Annotated in this window: 13 protein-coding genes and 1 riboswitch; of the genes, 6 read left to right on the top strand and 7 right to left on the bottom strand. The window is 65.3% G+C overall.

The window, feature by feature from the left end; all coding sequences use genetic code 11:
- Positions 1-62: 62 nt before the first annotated feature.
- Entirely contained in the window at positions 63-515 is a 453-nt protein-coding gene (locus QM685_RS04650) for a DUF2844 domain-containing protein (RefSeq protein ID WP_415113217.1), read from the bottom strand.
- Positions 516-924: 409 nt separating this feature from the next.
- On the opposite strand from QM685_RS04650, the gene bamC reads away from it, so the two are divergent.
- Entirely contained in the window at positions 925-2,157 is a 1,233-nt protein-coding gene (gene bamC, locus QM685_RS04645) for an outer membrane protein assembly factor BamC (RefSeq protein WP_415113215.1), read from the top strand.
- Between the two features lie 146 nt (positions 2,158-2,303).
- Here bamC and QM685_RS04640 read toward each other — a convergent pair whose 3' ends face one another.
- The 6 genes from QM685_RS04640 to QM685_RS04615 all read right to left on the bottom strand — a co-directional run bounded on the left by QM685_RS04640 (position 2,304) and on the right by QM685_RS04615 (position 9,261).
- Positions 2,304-3,233, bottom strand: a complete 930-nt coding sequence (locus tag QM685_RS04640) for a DMT family transporter (protein ID WP_415113213.1) — start codon at positions 3,231-3,233, stop codon at positions 2,304-2,306.
- Between the two features lie 303 nt (positions 3,234-3,536).
- A complete protein-coding gene (locus QM685_RS04635; protein ID WP_415113211.1) occupies positions 3,537-5,135 on the bottom strand; it encodes an L-lactate permease in 1,599 nt (532 codons plus the stop codon).
- Positions 5,136-5,373: 238 nt separating this feature from the next.
- Entirely contained in the window at positions 5,374-5,886 is a 513-nt protein-coding gene (locus QM685_RS04630; protein ID WP_415113209.1) for a hypothetical protein, read from the bottom strand.
- A 150-nt stretch (positions 5,887-6,036) separates the two neighbouring features.
- On the bottom strand, positions 6,037-6,249 hold the full coding sequence (locus QM685_RS04625; protein ID WP_415113207.1) for a glycine zipper 2TM domain-containing protein: 213 nt from the start codon (positions 6,247-6,249) through the stop codon (positions 6,037-6,039).
- Between the two features lie 257 nt (positions 6,250-6,506).
- Positions 6,507-8,438: a phosphomethylpyrimidine synthase ThiC gene (gene thiC, locus QM685_RS04620; RefSeq protein ID WP_415113205.1), complete on the bottom strand. Its 1,932-nt coding sequence runs from the start codon at positions 8,436-8,438 to the stop codon at positions 6,507-6,509.
- Positions 8,439-8,599: 161 nt separating this feature from the next.
- A riboswitch (TPP riboswitch) is annotated at positions 8,600-8,717 on the bottom strand.
- A gap of 142 nt (positions 8,718-8,859) precedes the next feature.
- The gene (locus QM685_RS04615) at positions 8,860-9,261 is read right to left on the bottom strand and encodes a GreA/GreB family elongation factor (protein WP_415113203.1); all 402 of its coding nucleotides are present in this window, start codon (positions 9,259-9,261) and stop codon (positions 8,860-8,862) included.
- Positions 9,262-9,941: 680 nt separating this feature from the next.
- On the opposite strand from QM685_RS04615, the gene QM685_RS04610 reads away from it, so the two are divergent.
- From QM685_RS04610 to QM685_RS04590, 5 genes are all read left to right on the top strand, one after another.
- Positions 9,942-10,808, top strand: a complete 867-nt coding sequence (locus QM685_RS04610) for a DUF1223 domain-containing protein (RefSeq protein ID WP_415113201.1) — start codon at positions 9,942-9,944, stop codon at positions 10,806-10,808.
- Positions 10,809-10,869: 61 nt separating this feature from the next.
- Entirely contained in the window at positions 10,870-11,508 is a 639-nt protein-coding gene (locus QM685_RS04605; protein ID WP_415113199.1) for a cytochrome b/b6 domain-containing protein, read from the top strand.
- Between the two features lie 112 nt (positions 11,509-11,620).
- Entirely contained in the window at positions 11,621-12,448 is an 828-nt protein-coding gene (locus QM685_RS04600; RefSeq protein WP_415113197.1) for a molybdopterin-dependent oxidoreductase, read from the top strand.
- Positions 12,449-12,523: 75 nt separating this feature from the next.
- A complete protein-coding gene (locus QM685_RS04595) occupies positions 12,524-12,769 on the top strand; it encodes a pentapeptide MXKDX repeat protein (RefSeq protein ID WP_415113195.1) in 246 nt (81 codons plus the stop codon).
- Between the two features lie 450 nt (positions 12,770-13,219).
- The gene (locus tag QM685_RS04590; protein ID WP_415113193.1) at positions 13,220-14,149 is read left to right on the top strand and encodes an EamA family transporter; all 930 of its coding nucleotides are present in this window, start codon (positions 13,220-13,222) and stop codon (positions 14,147-14,149) included.
- The last annotated feature ends 8 nt before the right edge of the window (positions 14,150-14,157 follow it).

Here is a 14,157-nt window from a genome sequence, read left to right as displayed (position 1 = left end):
GGCCGTCGGGTGGGGCTGAAGGGCGACTGAGCGACTGGGGGCGACTGAAGGGCGCGTGCGCGTTACTGGAGATCGTCCGACGTGACGCCGGGCGGCAATGCCGCCGGCAGCCACGCGCGCCCGACGTAGCCGCGCATCGGGCCGCCGGATTCGACGATCACGTCGGAGCGCGCGACCCGCGACGAATGCAGGTTGCCGTTGTTCGCGGCGGCCGCGCCGGCCTTGTACGAATCGGCGTATTTGCCGAGCAGCGCGTGCAGGTCCGGCATGGTCGGGCCTTGCCACGTGTAGGCGATGATCTGGCCGGTGCTCGTCGCGTATTCGTTGATGGTCGTATTGCCGGCGTCGGTCCACGTGCGCACGCGCAGCGCGCCGTTGAGCGGCGCGCTCGCGCCCGAACCCGCCTGGTTCGGCATCACGCCGCCTAGTTCGGCATGCGCGCCGGCACTGACGTAGCCTGCAACGACAGCGATCGCCGACGCGATCACGGACCGACAGAAACAGGACCTGGACATGGGTGGTCTGCCTTGCATGGCGTTGCGGGTTTTATTGAGATAAGTGAATGAAAGGTAACACCCGGTTTTTCCATGGCTCGCGACCCGAGTCAGGCGCGGCCGCGCGCAATCTCAAAATAAAGCTGCATGCATGCTGAAAGTCCTTTCAGGACAGGCCTCTGGCGTCGCGATAGGGACCGTCCCGAGGTCAACCGGGAAATGTTATCGAGTGTGAAATTTACCTTATAAGAAGCTGAACGGGAGAGGGTGGGGGAACTTTTTTACCGTGGTTCTGACGCCGAAACGGCTACGGTGGTTTGCCGCCCGCGGCGGGCAAACCCCAGTTTTTGCACACGCTGCGCCGGGACCGGTAAAATGTTGGGTTGATCCACGGAAACTCGCCGTGGCGTAGCGGAAGGATTCCCCGAACATGACTGATCTTCGTCTTACCAAGCGGTTTGCAGTAGTGCTGATGGCGGGCGGGCTGGTCGCCGGCTGTGGCACCTCGTCGCCGAACAAAATCGACTACAAGAGCGACTCCAGATCGAAGCAGGTATCGCTTGCCGTACCGCCGAACATGATCGACGAGACGGCCGATCAGCGTTCGCTGCCGCCACAGGGCGGCGAAACCTCGTTGTCCACCCTGAAGCAGGTGCAGGCGCAGGCGCCGTCGGGTAACTCGGTGGTGGTCGTGCCGCCCGTGCAGGGCATGCACATCCAGCGCGACGGCACCGAAAGCTGGCTCGTGATCGACAACAAGACGCCCGATCAGGCCTGGCCGCAGATCCGCCGCTTCTGGCAGGAGCAGGGCTTCCTGCTCGTCGTCGACCAGCGCGACAAGGGCGTGATGGAAACCGACTGGAACGAGACCCACGCGCAGATCAACGACGGCTTTATCCGCAATACGTTGTCGAAGGCGATGGGCAACAGCTACGTGACCTCGGAGCGCAACAAGTTCCGCACGCGTCTCGAGGCGGCGCCGAACGGCGGCACCTACGTGTTCGTGAGCCAGAAGGGCATGCGCGAAGCGATCACCGGCACGAACAACGACTCGAGCCAGTGGCAGCCGAAGCCGAACGACCCGGCGCTCGAGCAGGAGTATCTGAAGCGCCTGATGGCTGCGCTCGCGCTGGCCGATTCGCGCGGCACGGCGGCCGGCACGCAGAACGCGGAATTGTCGCCTGCCGGCGCGCAGGTCGCGCCGAACGCGGCGACGGCGGGCGCGCAGTCGGCGGCGGCCGCGACCGCGGCGCAGAACGTCGCGCTCTCGGCCCAGCCGCCGATGCCGGATTCGGATACGTCGGGTACGCCCGCGCAGTTTTCGTCGACGGAACTCACGCTCGGCGAGCCGTATGACCGCGCATGGCTGCGCGTGGGCCTCGCGCTCGACCGCAGCAACTTCACCGTCAACGATCGCGATGCGAGCCGCGGCCTGTACTTCGTGCGCTATGTCGATCCGAAGGACATGACGTCGGCCGAACAGGGCTTCTGGAGCCAGATCTTCCACGGCAAGAAGGAAAAGGTCGCGAAAGAGTATCGCGTGAACGTGCGCGCGGTAACGCCCGACCAGACGCGCGTGGCTGTCGTCGACGACAAGGGGCAGATCGATGACAGCCCGCAGGCGAGGCAGATCATGAGTCTCATGGTCGACCAGTTGCACTGACGCAAGGCGCTGGCAGTCAACGCCGCCGACCGAGAAAACGCCCGGGAAATCCCGGGCGTTTTTTTATCCGCGCTCTTTGTGCGTCGAGTTACACGGCGCGGGTGTGTTGCGCTTTCTCGCCGACAGCGGGAAAGCGGCACTCCCGCTCAGGTATCCGCGCGCCGCCGCGTACCCATCCACGGCAAACGCTTGATGACCCCCGTCGCGAGCGCCGTCCCGACCAGAATCACCACGCAACCTTCGAGCATGCCGGGCGACACCGTTTCGCCGAGAAACAGCGCGCCCCACAGAATGCCGAAAATCGGAATGACGAACGTGACGGCAATCGCGCGCGCCGGCCCCGCCACCGCGATCAGGTGGAAGAACAGCATGTACGCGACGCCGGTGCAGAAGACGCCGAGCGCAAGCACCGCGCCCCATGCGCGCGGCGAGATCGGCGCGGCGGGCCAGTAGATCACCGCCAGCGGCAGCAGCACGATCGTCGCGCCGATCATCGTGCCGGTCGCGACGCTCAGCGCATCGACGCCAGTGAGGTAGCGCTTCGTGTAGTTGGCGGCGACGCCGTACAGCAGCGTCGCGCCGAGCGCGGCGGCGGCCGCGAGCGCGATGGTCAGCGGCGCCGCGGACGAGCCGTCCGGCGCCGCGATCTGATTCCACACGAGCATCAGCACGCCGAGAAAACCGACGGCAAGTCCGAGCGTGCGCAGCGCGCTCAGCCGGTCGCGCAGCCACAGGAAGCCGACCAGCGCGCCCCACAGCGGCGCGCTCGCATTGATCACCGACGTGACGCCCGCCGGCAGCGTCAGCTCGGCATACGCGAACAGGCAGAACGGTGCCGCCGAATTCAGGATGCCGACCATCAGCAGCGGCAGCGCGCGCGTACGCAGCACGCTCGCCGATTGCCGCAGCGGCCGTCGCGCGATCAGCACGATCGCGAGAAAGACCGCGCCGATGCCGACGCGCAGCGCCATCAGCGGCGCGACGCCGAAGTCGGTCACGCCGACGCGGATGAACAGGAACGATGCGCCCCACAGGGCGGCGAGAATCAGCAACTGCAGCAGGTTTTTGGCTTTCATGGGAAGAGCGCCGCGCGCGGTTGAGTCGGGACGCCTGCGCATCGTAGCAGCGCGATCGCGCAAAACGTTTCAGCGTGGAATGAAACGGCAAAATCCGGGAGACGGCGGCGTCCGGTGATGTCGATCGTAGGCGCTGCCGGGGCACGCGCAAAACGAGCAATTCTCACGCATAGGTGAGAAAAATTGCGACCGGACGAGGCGGGATTCTAGACGGCGCCCGCCGTGAGCGGGCGGGCGCGTGACACGCGTGAGTTATTTTGCGGGGCCGCCGCGGATGACGGAGGGCGTTGCCCCCGCGTCCCGTCAATGCGGAATCATCCACTGCAGGAAATTCTGCTGCGCCCACACGAGCACGCCGAGCAGCACCGTCAGCAGGATCGAATGCTTGAAGGTCTTCGCGAACACCACGCCTTCCTTGCCCTTCAATTCGGTGGTCGCGACGCCGGTCGAAATATTCTGCGGCGAGATCATCTTGCCCATCACGCCGCCCGACGAGTTCGTCGCCGCCATCAGCACCGGGTTCAGATTGAGCTGATTAGCCGCCACCACCTGCAGGTTGCCGAACAGCGCGTTGCCCGACGTGTCGCTGCCGGACAGGAACACCGCGACCCAGCCGAGGAACGCCGACACGAGCGGGAAGAACGGTCCGACCGACGCGACGCCGAGACCGAGCGTATAGGTGAGCCCCGAGTAGTTCATCAGATACGCGAGGCCGACGATCGTCGCCACGGTCAGAATCGCGATGCGCGTCTGCACCCACGTGTCGGCGATCGCCTTGCCGAATTCGGCGACGGAAAGGCGCACGATGAACGCGGTGATGATCGCCGCCACCAGAATCGCGGTGCCGGTCGCGAGCGGCTGGAAGTCCCAGATCGCGCCGTACGGCGTGTTGTACAGCGTGATGAAGACGGCCTTGTCGAGCCCCGGCCACGAGATCTTGACGTCGCCGATCGTGAAGATCTTCGCGATCGTCCAGACGATCACCACGATCGACACGATGATCCACGGATACCAGCCCTGCGCGCCGCCGATCTTGCCGCGCACCTCGCCGATGCGATCGACGTTGACCGCGAATTTCGGATCGACGGCGGGCCTCCAGATGCGCAGGAACGCGACGGTGAGAATCAGCGAAACCAGCGAAGACAGCACGTCGGTCAGGCTGTAGTTCACGAAGTTCGACACGATGAACTGCGTGAGCGCGAAGCTCACGCCCGACACCAGCAGCACCGGCCAGATCCGCAGCATGTTGCGAAAGCCCGCATACACGCTGATCACGTAGAACGGCAGCAGGACCGCGAAGAGCGGCAATTGCCGGCCGACCATCTTCGCGAGCATGTCCGAGGGCAGGTGCGTGACCGCGCCGAGCACGGTGATCGGCACACCGAGCGCGCCGAACGCGACCGGCGCGGTGTTGAAGATCAGCGTGAAGGTCAGCGCTTCGAGCGTCGGAAAGCCGAGCATGATCAGAAGCGAGCTCGTGATCGCGACCGGCGTGCCGAAGCCCGAAATCCCCTCGAGCAGCGCGCCGAACGAAAAGCCGACCACCACCAGCACGATGCGCCGGTCGTTCGGCAGGTTGTCGATCATCCACAGGCGAAAGGCCGCGAAGCGTCCCGAGCGTTGCGCGATGTTGTACAGCAGGATCGCGGTGAACACGATCCACATCACCGGCCAGCACGCGAACACCGCGCCGGCCGCCACCGAGTTGAACGCGAGCCCGACCGGAAACTGCCAGACGAGAATCGCGACGATCAGACCGACGACGAGTCCCGCGAGCGAGGCCTGCCAGGCCGGCCTGCGGGCCCAGCCGAGCAGCGCGAGCACGACGATGATCGGCAGCGCGGCGACCAGAAACGAGGGGAATAGAGAATTGCCGACCGGAGTGAGTAGTTGGTGAAACATCACGTCTCCTTCGTTGTTGTTCGGATCGACGCGGAGAGACTGCGCATGACGGGCGCGTCGCTGCGGCAGGACGGATGCGCGCCGGTGACCTCGACGGAGCGGACGCCGCCTGATTTAAGCGGGTGCTGGATGTGGCTTCCCCAAGGATAGAGCGCCGTGCGGGCGCGTCAAGCCGGGAAACTACGGGCGGGAGTGGGTGGGTGACGGGTGGTCGGGCCCGCGCGATTCAATGCGCGGTTCAATGCCAGTGGTGGTGTCCCCACCCGCCGCCGCCCCAATAGCCGCCGAAGCCGATTCCGACCGCGATCGAGGGCCCGTAGTAGGCCGGATAGCCGTAATACGCCGGGTACGGATAGACGGGCGGAGGATAGTACGCGGGATAGGGCGCGACATACGCGGGCGGCGTGTCCGGCGGCGCGGTTTGCGGTTGCGCCTGCGTCAGTTGTTGCTGCTGTTGCTGCGCGCCCGATGGGTCGGACGGATCGACCGGCGCGTTTTGCTGGGCCGTGGTGGCGGGAGGGGTCGCGTAATACGACGTGTAGTACCCGGACGGATAGTAGCCGGCGGGGTAATAGCAGCCGGATAACGCGAGCGAGGCGGCACCGCCGCCGAGCATCGCGAGGATGCGAGCATACGCGCGGGCGGGAGGACGCGCCGGAGCGCGGCTGGAAATGCGCAAGATGGAACACGAAAAGCCGCGCGGCAGCCACGGGCCCCTCGCGCGAAGGGAATTGACGACGCGGGGCTTCATGGCGCGCTCCTCGATGAACCGACGCCGGCAGCGGCGGCGTCACTGTCATGAGCTTACGCCGTTGCGGCGCGAACACTATCGCAAAACCGTAACCGCGTATTTCAATGCATTGCAAGCGTCGCGCAGTCCCGCAGTCCTTATCTGCCGACGCTATTTGCCGACCTGATTACCGATCACGCCGCCCACCGCCGCGCCGCCCAGCGTCGACAGTCCGGAGCCGCCGATCGCCGCGCCCGCGGCGCCGCCGACGCCCGCGCCGATCGCGGTATCACGGGTGCGCGTGGACATGCCGCCGCACGCCGCAAGACTCGCGATGAGCGTAGCGACGGCCGCGAGCGTACCGATTTGACGGATCGTTTTCATGATGCTGACTCCGTTTGTAGTTGGAAGTAGTCATGGGAGCGGGACAGACGTCCTTCCCTGTATTCGATGCTAGCCGCGCGGCCCGTATCCGGTTGTATGGGCTTGTTAGCGAAGCGCCGGCTTCGTAATCACATGTTTTGTCTGCTTTGTCCCTGCTTTATCCTTTTCCAGCACGTCGCGTGCCTGCGCGGCGGAATAAAAAAAAGCCCGCCATTGCGGCGGGCTTCGATGCGATGACGCGCGAGGCTGCTTACTGCCTACTGCCGCTGATAAATCTCCGCGCCCTGCTTCATGAACTCGATCGACTTCACTTCCATGCCTTTCTTCAGCGCTTCGTCGTCGGTCACGCCCTGTTGCGCGGCGAACTCGCGCACGTCCTGGGTAATCTTCATCGAGCAGAAGTGCGGGCCGCACATCGAGCAGAAGTGCGCGACCTTGGCCGAATCCTTCGGCAGCGTTTCGTCGTGGAATTCGCGTGCCTTGTCCGGATCGAGACCGAGGTTGAACTGGTCTTCCCAGCGGAACTCGAAGCGCGCCTTGCTCAATGCGTTGTCGCGCACCTGCGCGCCCGGATGACCCTTCGCGAGGTCGGCCGCATGCGCGGCGAGCTTGTACGTGATGATGCCGGTCTTCACGTCGTCCTTGTTCGGCAGACCGAGGTGCTCCTTCGGCGTCACGTAGCAGAGCATCGCGGTGCCGAACCAGCCGATCATCGCCGCGCCGATACCCGACGTGATGTGGTCGTAGCCCGGCGCGATGTCGGTCGTCAGCGGCCCGAGCGTGTAGAACGGCGCCTCGTCGCACCAGTCGAGCTGCAGGTCCATGTTCTCCTTGATGAGCTGCATCGGCACATGGCCCGGACCTTCGATCATCACCTGCACGTCGTGCTTCCACGCGATCTGCGTGAGCTCGCCGAGCGTCTTCAGCTCGCCGAGCTGCGCTTCGTCGTTCGCGTCGTAGATGGAGCCGGGACGCAGACCGTCGCCGAGCGAGAAGGCCACGTCGTACGCTTTCATGATTTCGCAGATATCTTCGAAATGCTCGTACAGGAAGCTTTCCTTGTGATGCGCGAGACACCACTTCGCCATGATCGAGCCGCCGCGCGACACGATGCCGGTCATCCGGTTCGCGGTGAGCGGCACGTATTGCAGACGCACGCCCGCGTGGATCGTGAAGTAGTCGACCCCCTGTTCGGCCTGTTCGATGAGGGTGTCGCGGAAGATTTCCCACGTCAGGTCTTCGGCCTTGCCGTTGACCTTTTCGAGCGCCTGATAGATCGGTACCGTGCCGATCGGCACCGGGCTGTTGCGGATGATCCATTCGCGCGTTTCGTGGATGTGCTTGCCGGTCGACAGATCCATCACCGTGTCGCCGCCCCAGCGGATCGCCCATGTCATCTTGTCGACTTCCTCGCCGATCGAGGAGGTGACGGCCGAGTTGCCGATGTTCGCGTTGACCTTTACGAGGAAGTTGCGGCCGATGATCATCGGCTCGCTTTCCGGGTGATTGATGTTGTTCGGGATGATCGCGCGGCCGCGCGCGACTTCTTCACGCACGAACTCCGGCGTGATCATCGTCAGACCGTTCGGGCCGAACGCGCTCGCGCCGAACGCCTGGCCGGGATGCTGACGGCCCATCATCGCGGCGAGCTTCGCGCCGTTCGGGCCGCTTGCCTTCAGGCTCTCCAGATACTCGGCGCGGCGCTGGTTCTCGCGAATCGCGATGTATTCCATTTCCGGCGTGACGATGCCCTGCTTCGCGTAGTGCATCTGCGTGACGTTCCTGCCGGCGATCGCGCGGCGCGGCGTGCGGTGCAGACCGGGGAAGCGCAGTTGCGCGGTGGCCGGGTCGGCGGCGCGCTCGCGGCTGAAGCTGCTCGACAGACCGGTCAGCGGCTCGGTGTCGCCGCGCTCCTCGATCCACGCCTGACGCAGCGCCGGCAGACCCGCGCGGATGTCGATCTTCGCGTCCGGATCGGAGTAGGGCCCCGACGTGTCGTACACGTAGATCGGCGGATTCTTTTCACCGCCGAAGCTGTCGGGCGTATCGGCCTGCGAGATTTCGCGCATCGGCACGCGGATGTCGGGACGCGAGCCGCTCACGTAGATCTTGCGCGAATTCGGCAACGGCGCGACGGCCGCTTCGTCCACGTGGGCTTCGGCGGAAAGGAACTTCGGATTGGCGTTCATGCGGTATCTCCATGCAACGTGTTGCGCTCGACCAGTAGGTGCGAAGCACTGACGCCGGTCCAATGCAAGGCACTTCGCTGGTCCCTTGTGGGGGGCCGCTAAGCAGGAGACGAGATGGAAGTAGTCGGAAATCGCGGAAGGGATGAGGCAGTGGAGCTGGAGTGCGAAATCCGTACGCTTCCCTGCGCTGGCATTATCCAGATCAGGTTCAAAGGGTATTTCTCACCCACGCGGCACGGACCTCCGGCTCCGTGCAACGCAGGACCCCCGCGTTAGCAGCGCACACGATACACCGGCCGCCCGTCGTTTGGCAACCTCCCGGACCGGATCGGGCGATCCATCGGGTTGCCGTTCGACATGTCCTGTTCCTGTTCCGGCACCGTATGGAACATCGCTGCATTACGCCGGCCAGACACGCGGCTTACAGCGAAAAATCGTCGGCGGCTTCCGGCTGATACAGGATCCGGGCGAGCTTGAGTTCCTTCTGCGTGCCGCTCGGCGGCGTGAAACAGATGCGTTCGCCACGCTTCGCGCCAAGCAGCGCGAGGCCGGCCGGCGAGAACACGTTCAGCCGGCCGTGCGCGAAATCGGCGTCGGGCGGATAGACGACGGTCCACGTCATCTGCTCGCCGCTCGCTTCGTCGACGAGCGTCGCCTGCGAATTCATCGTGACGACGTCGGCGGGGATTTCGCGCGAGCCGACGATCACCGCGCGCTCGAGGACGTCGTCGAGCATGTCCTGCAGCTTCGCATCCCCGGCGGCGTGCTTTTCGAGCCGGGTCACGTCGAGTTCGGTCAGGTAGCAGGTGCGGGTCTTTTTCATGGTGAGTGCTCCGTATCGGTGTGCATCGGATGCGGCGCGCGCAAGCGCGCAACAGTGTGCAAATGAGAGATGTGCCGGTGACACATGCATCAGATGAGCCCGGAGCCCGCTGGCGCGGCCCAGGTCATCAGGGGGCAACGTCAGAGCGGGCGCCGGGCAGCGGGAAGCGGGAGCGTCGGGGCCGTTTCGCCAGGGGTGCGCGGCGTGCCGTTCGCACCACGCGCGCACCCGCTCGCGCGGCAGCGGCGCAAGCGGGCGAGAGCGTGGAAAGTCGGACGGCGCATCGGAATCATGGGAAAGCGGCCAGGTGGATTGAAAAAGCGTGGAAAAAATTGAAGGAACGGGGTAGACGCGAAACGTAAGGGAAATGTTAGCACGCGGCCGGCCGCGCTTCCGTTTGCGACGCCGTGCGTCGCCGCCGGAGCGTCTCGCGCGGCGCAACAGGAAGGAAACGATTGTACGCAATGCGTCAAGCGCGGACACGCGCGTGGCGGTGGTCGTCAGCTACCAATGAGTGACGGGTGGCGCGCGGTGACGGTGAATGAACGTCGGGTGAACAGCGGGTGAAATTCGGGCGGCTCGCTCGACGTGCAAAATCGACGTACGAAAAAAATCAGAACCCGCCTGTCATAACTCGCCGCGCGGTTCGACAAACGTGCAGATCCTGATCGGAGCACGTCATGTCAACCGCGCGCAATCGCTCGACCCTGCAGCGTTTCAGCCTGTTTCCCGCATTAGCCGTCGCGCCGGCGCTGCTTCTCTTCATCAACGTTGCCGCCGGCGCGGCCGACCCCATCTGCACCGCCCGGAGCCCCGCGCATCGGATGGCGCTCGTCGAGCTTTACAGCAGCGAAGGCTGCGATAGCTGCCCACCCGCCGACCGCTGGCTGGGTCAATGGAAAAGCGATGGTGCCGCGCACGGCATCGTGCCGCTCGCGCTGCATGTCGACTACTGGAACAGCCTCGGCTGGACCGACCGCTTTTCACAGCATCGCTTCACCGAACGTCAGCAGAGACTGACTCATCTCGCGGGCGCTCACACGATCTACACGCCGGAAGTGTTCGTCGCCGGCCGCGAACTGCGCGACTGGTCGCAACGCGACAGCTTCGCGCGCCGCATCGACGAACTCGTCGCCGAGCCCGCGCAGGCGAGCATCGCGCTCGCGCTGACGCCGCCCACTCCGGGTCTGCCGGGCGGGTTCAGCGTCGACGCGCGGTTCGACAGTAAAGCCGCGTCTGCCGCCGGGCCGTTGAGCGCCTATCTCGCGGTCTACGAGAACTCGCTTGTTTCGCAGGTGGGCGCGGGCGAAAACCGCGGCGCGACGCTGCATCACGAGCGCGTCGTGCGGCAGTGGATCGGCCCGATGCCGCTGGTTGCGGGTCATGCGCGGATCCGTCAGGACGTCCGTGTCGAGGACGCGCAAGCCGGCACCAATGCCGACACCAATGCGAACGCGCCCGCCGACCGCTTCGGCGTGGTCGCCTTCGTCGAAAACGACGCGACCGGCGACGTGCTGCAAGCCGCCGACCTTCCCGCGTGCCATTGACCGGGATCCGGCGCGCCGCATTCTTTATCCCCGTTTTTTTCCCCGTTTCAGCGAGAGTCACATGGCAACCCCTCATGCACGGCGCAACCGCGCGCCGGCCGCGCCGCAGCGGCGTGGCGTCATTCATCCGCCGTGGGTGCGCATCACGCATTGGCTCAACGCGTTCGCGGCCATCGTGATGATGCTGTCGGGCTGGCGCATCTACGACGCTTCGCCGATCTTCCCGGCATTCAGCTTTCCGGCCGCGCTCACGCTCGGCGGCTGGCTCGGCGGCGCGCTGCAATGGCACTTCGCGGCGATGTGGCTGCTGGTGTTCAACGGCCTCGTATATGTCGCGCTCAACCTCGCGAGCGGGCGCTTCGCGCGCAAGTTCCTGCCGCTCACGCCACGCGCGGTGCTGCGCGACTTCATCGCCGCGCTGCGCGGCAAGCTCGCGCACGACGACCTGCGCGTCTACAACGCGGTGCAGAAGTTCGCCTACCTGTTCGCGATCGCCGATCTGATCGTGCTCGTGCTGTCGGGGCTCGCGATCTGGAAGTCGGTGCAGTTTCCGCTGCTGCGCGAGCTGATGGGCGGCTACGACAACGCGCGCGTCGTCCACTTCACCGCGATGTCGCTGCTCGCCGCGTTTCTCGCCGTGCATTTGGCGCTGGTGGCGTTGGTGCCGCGCTCGCTGCTCGCGATGCTGCGCGGGCGATGAGCGGCATGCGCGTAAATGGCCGCGCGCAAGCCGCGAGACCGACGCAGAACGCCAACGTAACCGACGTCGAAAGCGGACGTCGAAAGCGGACATTGAAAACGGACATCGAATCATGCACAAGCCGCCCGATCAATACCTGGCCGAACAAACGGATAAACCCGCCGGCAGATCCGCGCGAAGCGCGATTCAGAAGCTCGACCGCGAATCGATCCTGAGCGACGCGAAGCGTGAACTCGCGATGCCGTCGCGGCGCCTGTTCGGCAGGCAACTGCTGACGCTCGGCGGCCTATCGATGCTGACCGGCTGCTCGCTGACCGACGACGATTCCGTGAACCGCTTCCTTACCGCCGTATCGCGGCTGAACGACCGCGCGCAGGCCGCGCTGTTCGATCCGACGCAGCTCGCGCCGACCTACACCGAGGCACAGATCACGCGGCCGTTCCCGTTCAACGCGTACTACGGGATCGAGGACGTGCCGCGCGTCGATGGCTCCGGCTACCGTCTGAAGGTGAGCGGCCTCGTGACCGGCCCGCGCGTATGGACGCTGCCCGAGCTGTATGCGCTGCCGCATGCCGAACAGATCACGCGGCATATCTGCGTGGAAGGGTGGAGCGCGATCGGCCGCTGGGGCGGCACGCCGTTCGGCGCTTTTCTGCGGCGCGTCGGCGCGGACACGACGGCGAGGTACGTCGGCTTCCAATGCGCGGACGACTACTACGAAAGCATCGACATGCCGACCGCGCTGCATCCGCAAACGCTGCTGACGTTCTCGTACGACGGCGAGCTTCTGCCCGCGAAATACGGCTACCCGATGAAGCTGCGCATGCCGACCAAGCTCGGCTACAAGAATCCGAAGCACATCGTCGAGATATTCGTCACCAACACCTACCCCGGCGGCTATTGGGTCGACCAGGGCTACAACTGGTTCGGAGGCTCCTGACGCGCGCGGCAGCGGCCTCGGAAATACGCCGGTTCTTGCCGGTTTCGATTCATCCATCCACAACGGAGTTTTCCCATGAAAAAGATTGCAATCGCCACCCTGACTCTCGCGCTGCTGACGAGCGCCGGCGCCGCGTTCGCGCAGGCGAGCGGCGCGATGTCCAACGACGCGATGTCGAAGAACGTCATGTCGAAAGATTCGATGTCCAAAGGCAGCATGTCGAAGGACGGCATGTCGAAGGACGCGATGAAGCACGATTCGATGAAGAAGGGCGGCGCGATGGGCATGAAGCACGAGGCGTCGGGCGCGATGGCTAACTGAGGCCCCCAGCGGAGCGGCGCAGTTCGTCGCGCAATTCGACGTGAGTGAAAAGCCGGGGCGGCGTCCCCGGCTTTTCTGTTGCAAGTACGCCAAAAGTTACGATTCTCCCGAACGGGGCGCGCGGCGCTTACTGCATAATGCGGTGCGCGCCGTGTTGGCGCGTGACCGCCGGCGGCGCCGGCTGTCGTTGGCGCGGCCCACAAGCGCCGCGCTTGTGGGTCCCTTTGCTTCGCACCGCCTTGTTCTCCACCACCGTACTGTCCGCCCCTTCAGCTGATCTGGCTGCTTTAGCCGCGTTGGTTTTCCGCGGCCGTCCATCGTCTTTCCGTTCCCCCGACATGTCCGTCAGTCCCGCCAGTCAGACCGCCTCGCCGCCGCGGCGCTCGCCATTCCGCCGCCGGGTTTTCCGCGCAGGCGCGGCGCCTTGCATGGCATGGGCGGGTTGAACGCATGTCGCCGCAACGCTCAGGTTTTTCCTTGCGCGATTGGCCGCTCCGTCTGCCGCGGTCGCGCAACGGCCAGATCGCGCTCGCGCTTGCCGTCGTCTATCTGGTGTGGGGCTCGACGTATCTCGCCGTGCACGTCGCGCTCGGCTCGTTTCCGCCGCTCCTGCTCTCCGGTCTGCGCAACCTGTTCGCCGGCGTCGGTCTCTTCGTGTTCGCGGTGCGCCGCAAGCCGATCCCGCCGAGCTTCGCCGAAATCCGCAACGCGGGGCTCGTCGGCACGATGCTCGTCGGCCTGTCGAGCGGCATGCTCGCCTACGGGATGCGCACGGTCGGCACCGGCACCGCGGCGGTGATGGTTGCGACCGTGCCGCTCTTCGCGAGCGTGATCGCGGCTGTCGCGGGACGCAAGATCGGCCGCGGCGAATGGTTTGCGATTGGCCTCGGACTCGTCGGCATCGCGATTCTGAGTCACGGCGACAACACGCCCGGCTCGGCGGGCGGCAGTCTCGCGATTCTGTGCGGCGCGCTGTTCTGGGCCGGCGGCGCGCATCTGGCCGGACAACTGAAGCTGCCGTCGGATCTGTTTCTGTCGACCGCGCTGCAGATCGGCCTCGGCGGCGCGGTCTCGACGCTGGTCGCGTGGGTGTCGGGCGAGCGGATGTTCGAGCTGCATGTGTTGCCGATGCTCGCGTTCGTCTATCTGATGCTGATCGGCACGATGGCCGCGTATGTCGCGTACGGCTATCTGATCCGTCACACGAGCCCGATCATCGCGAGTAGCTGCATGTATGTGAATCCGGTGGTCGCGGTCGTGCTCGGCGCGCTGCTGCTCGGCGAGCCGGTCACGCGTTACACGGTGGTCGCGACGATTGTGATTCTGGTGAGCGTGGGGCTGTCTTTCTGGTTCGATTACCGCAAAAAGCGCGGCGCGTAGGGGGCGGT

The sequence above is a fragment of the Paraburkholderia sp. genome (assembly GCF_047605525.1).
Lineage (GTDB): Bacteria > Pseudomonadota > Gammaproteobacteria > Burkholderiales > Burkholderiaceae > Paraburkholderia.
Note: the sequence above shows the minus strand (reverse complement) of the source record. Positions and strands in the feature narration are given on the sequence as shown.

Excerpts from the sequence above, each read along its gene's own strand:
- QM685_RS04650 (WP_415113217.1), bottom strand. The coding sequence starts at position 515 with ATGTCCAGGTCCTGTTTCTGTCGGTCCGTGATCGCGTCGGCGATCGCT.
- bamC (WP_415113215.1), top strand. The coding sequence starts at position 925 with ATGACTGATCTTCGTCTTACCAAGCGGTTTGCAGTAGTGCTGATGGCG.
- QM685_RS04640 (WP_415113213.1), bottom strand. The coding sequence starts at position 3,233 with ATGAAAGCCAAAAACCTGCTGCAGTTGCTGATTCTCGCCGCCCTGTGG.
- QM685_RS04635 (WP_415113211.1), bottom strand. The coding sequence starts at position 5,135 with ATGTTTCACCAACTACTCACTCCGGTCGGCAATTCTCTATTCCCCTCG.
- QM685_RS04630 (WP_415113209.1), bottom strand. The coding sequence starts at position 5,886 with ATGAAGCCCCGCGTCGTCAATTCCCTTCGCGCGAGGGGCCCGTGGCTG.
- QM685_RS04625 (WP_415113207.1), bottom strand. The coding sequence starts at position 6,249 with ATGAAAACGATCCGTCAAATCGGTACGCTCGCGGCCGTCGCTACGCTC.
- thiC (WP_415113205.1), bottom strand. The coding sequence starts at position 8,438 with ATGAACGCCAATCCGAAGTTCCTTTCCGCCGAAGCCCACGTGGACGAA.
- QM685_RS04615 (WP_415113203.1), bottom strand. The coding sequence starts at position 9,261 with ATGAAAAAGACCCGCACCTGCTACCTGACCGAACTCGACGTGACCCGG.
- QM685_RS04610 (WP_415113201.1), top strand. The coding sequence starts at position 9,942 with ATGTCAACCGCGCGCAATCGCTCGACCCTGCAGCGTTTCAGCCTGTTT.
- QM685_RS04605 (WP_415113199.1), top strand. The coding sequence starts at position 10,870 with ATGGCAACCCCTCATGCACGGCGCAACCGCGCGCCGGCCGCGCCGCAG.
- QM685_RS04600 (WP_415113197.1), top strand. The coding sequence starts at position 11,621 with ATGCACAAGCCGCCCGATCAATACCTGGCCGAACAAACGGATAAACCC.
- QM685_RS04595 (WP_415113195.1), top strand. The coding sequence starts at position 12,524 with ATGAAAAAGATTGCAATCGCCACCCTGACTCTCGCGCTGCTGACGAGC.
- QM685_RS04590 (WP_415113193.1), top strand. The coding sequence starts at position 13,220 with ATGTCGCCGCAACGCTCAGGTTTTTCCTTGCGCGATTGGCCGCTCCGT.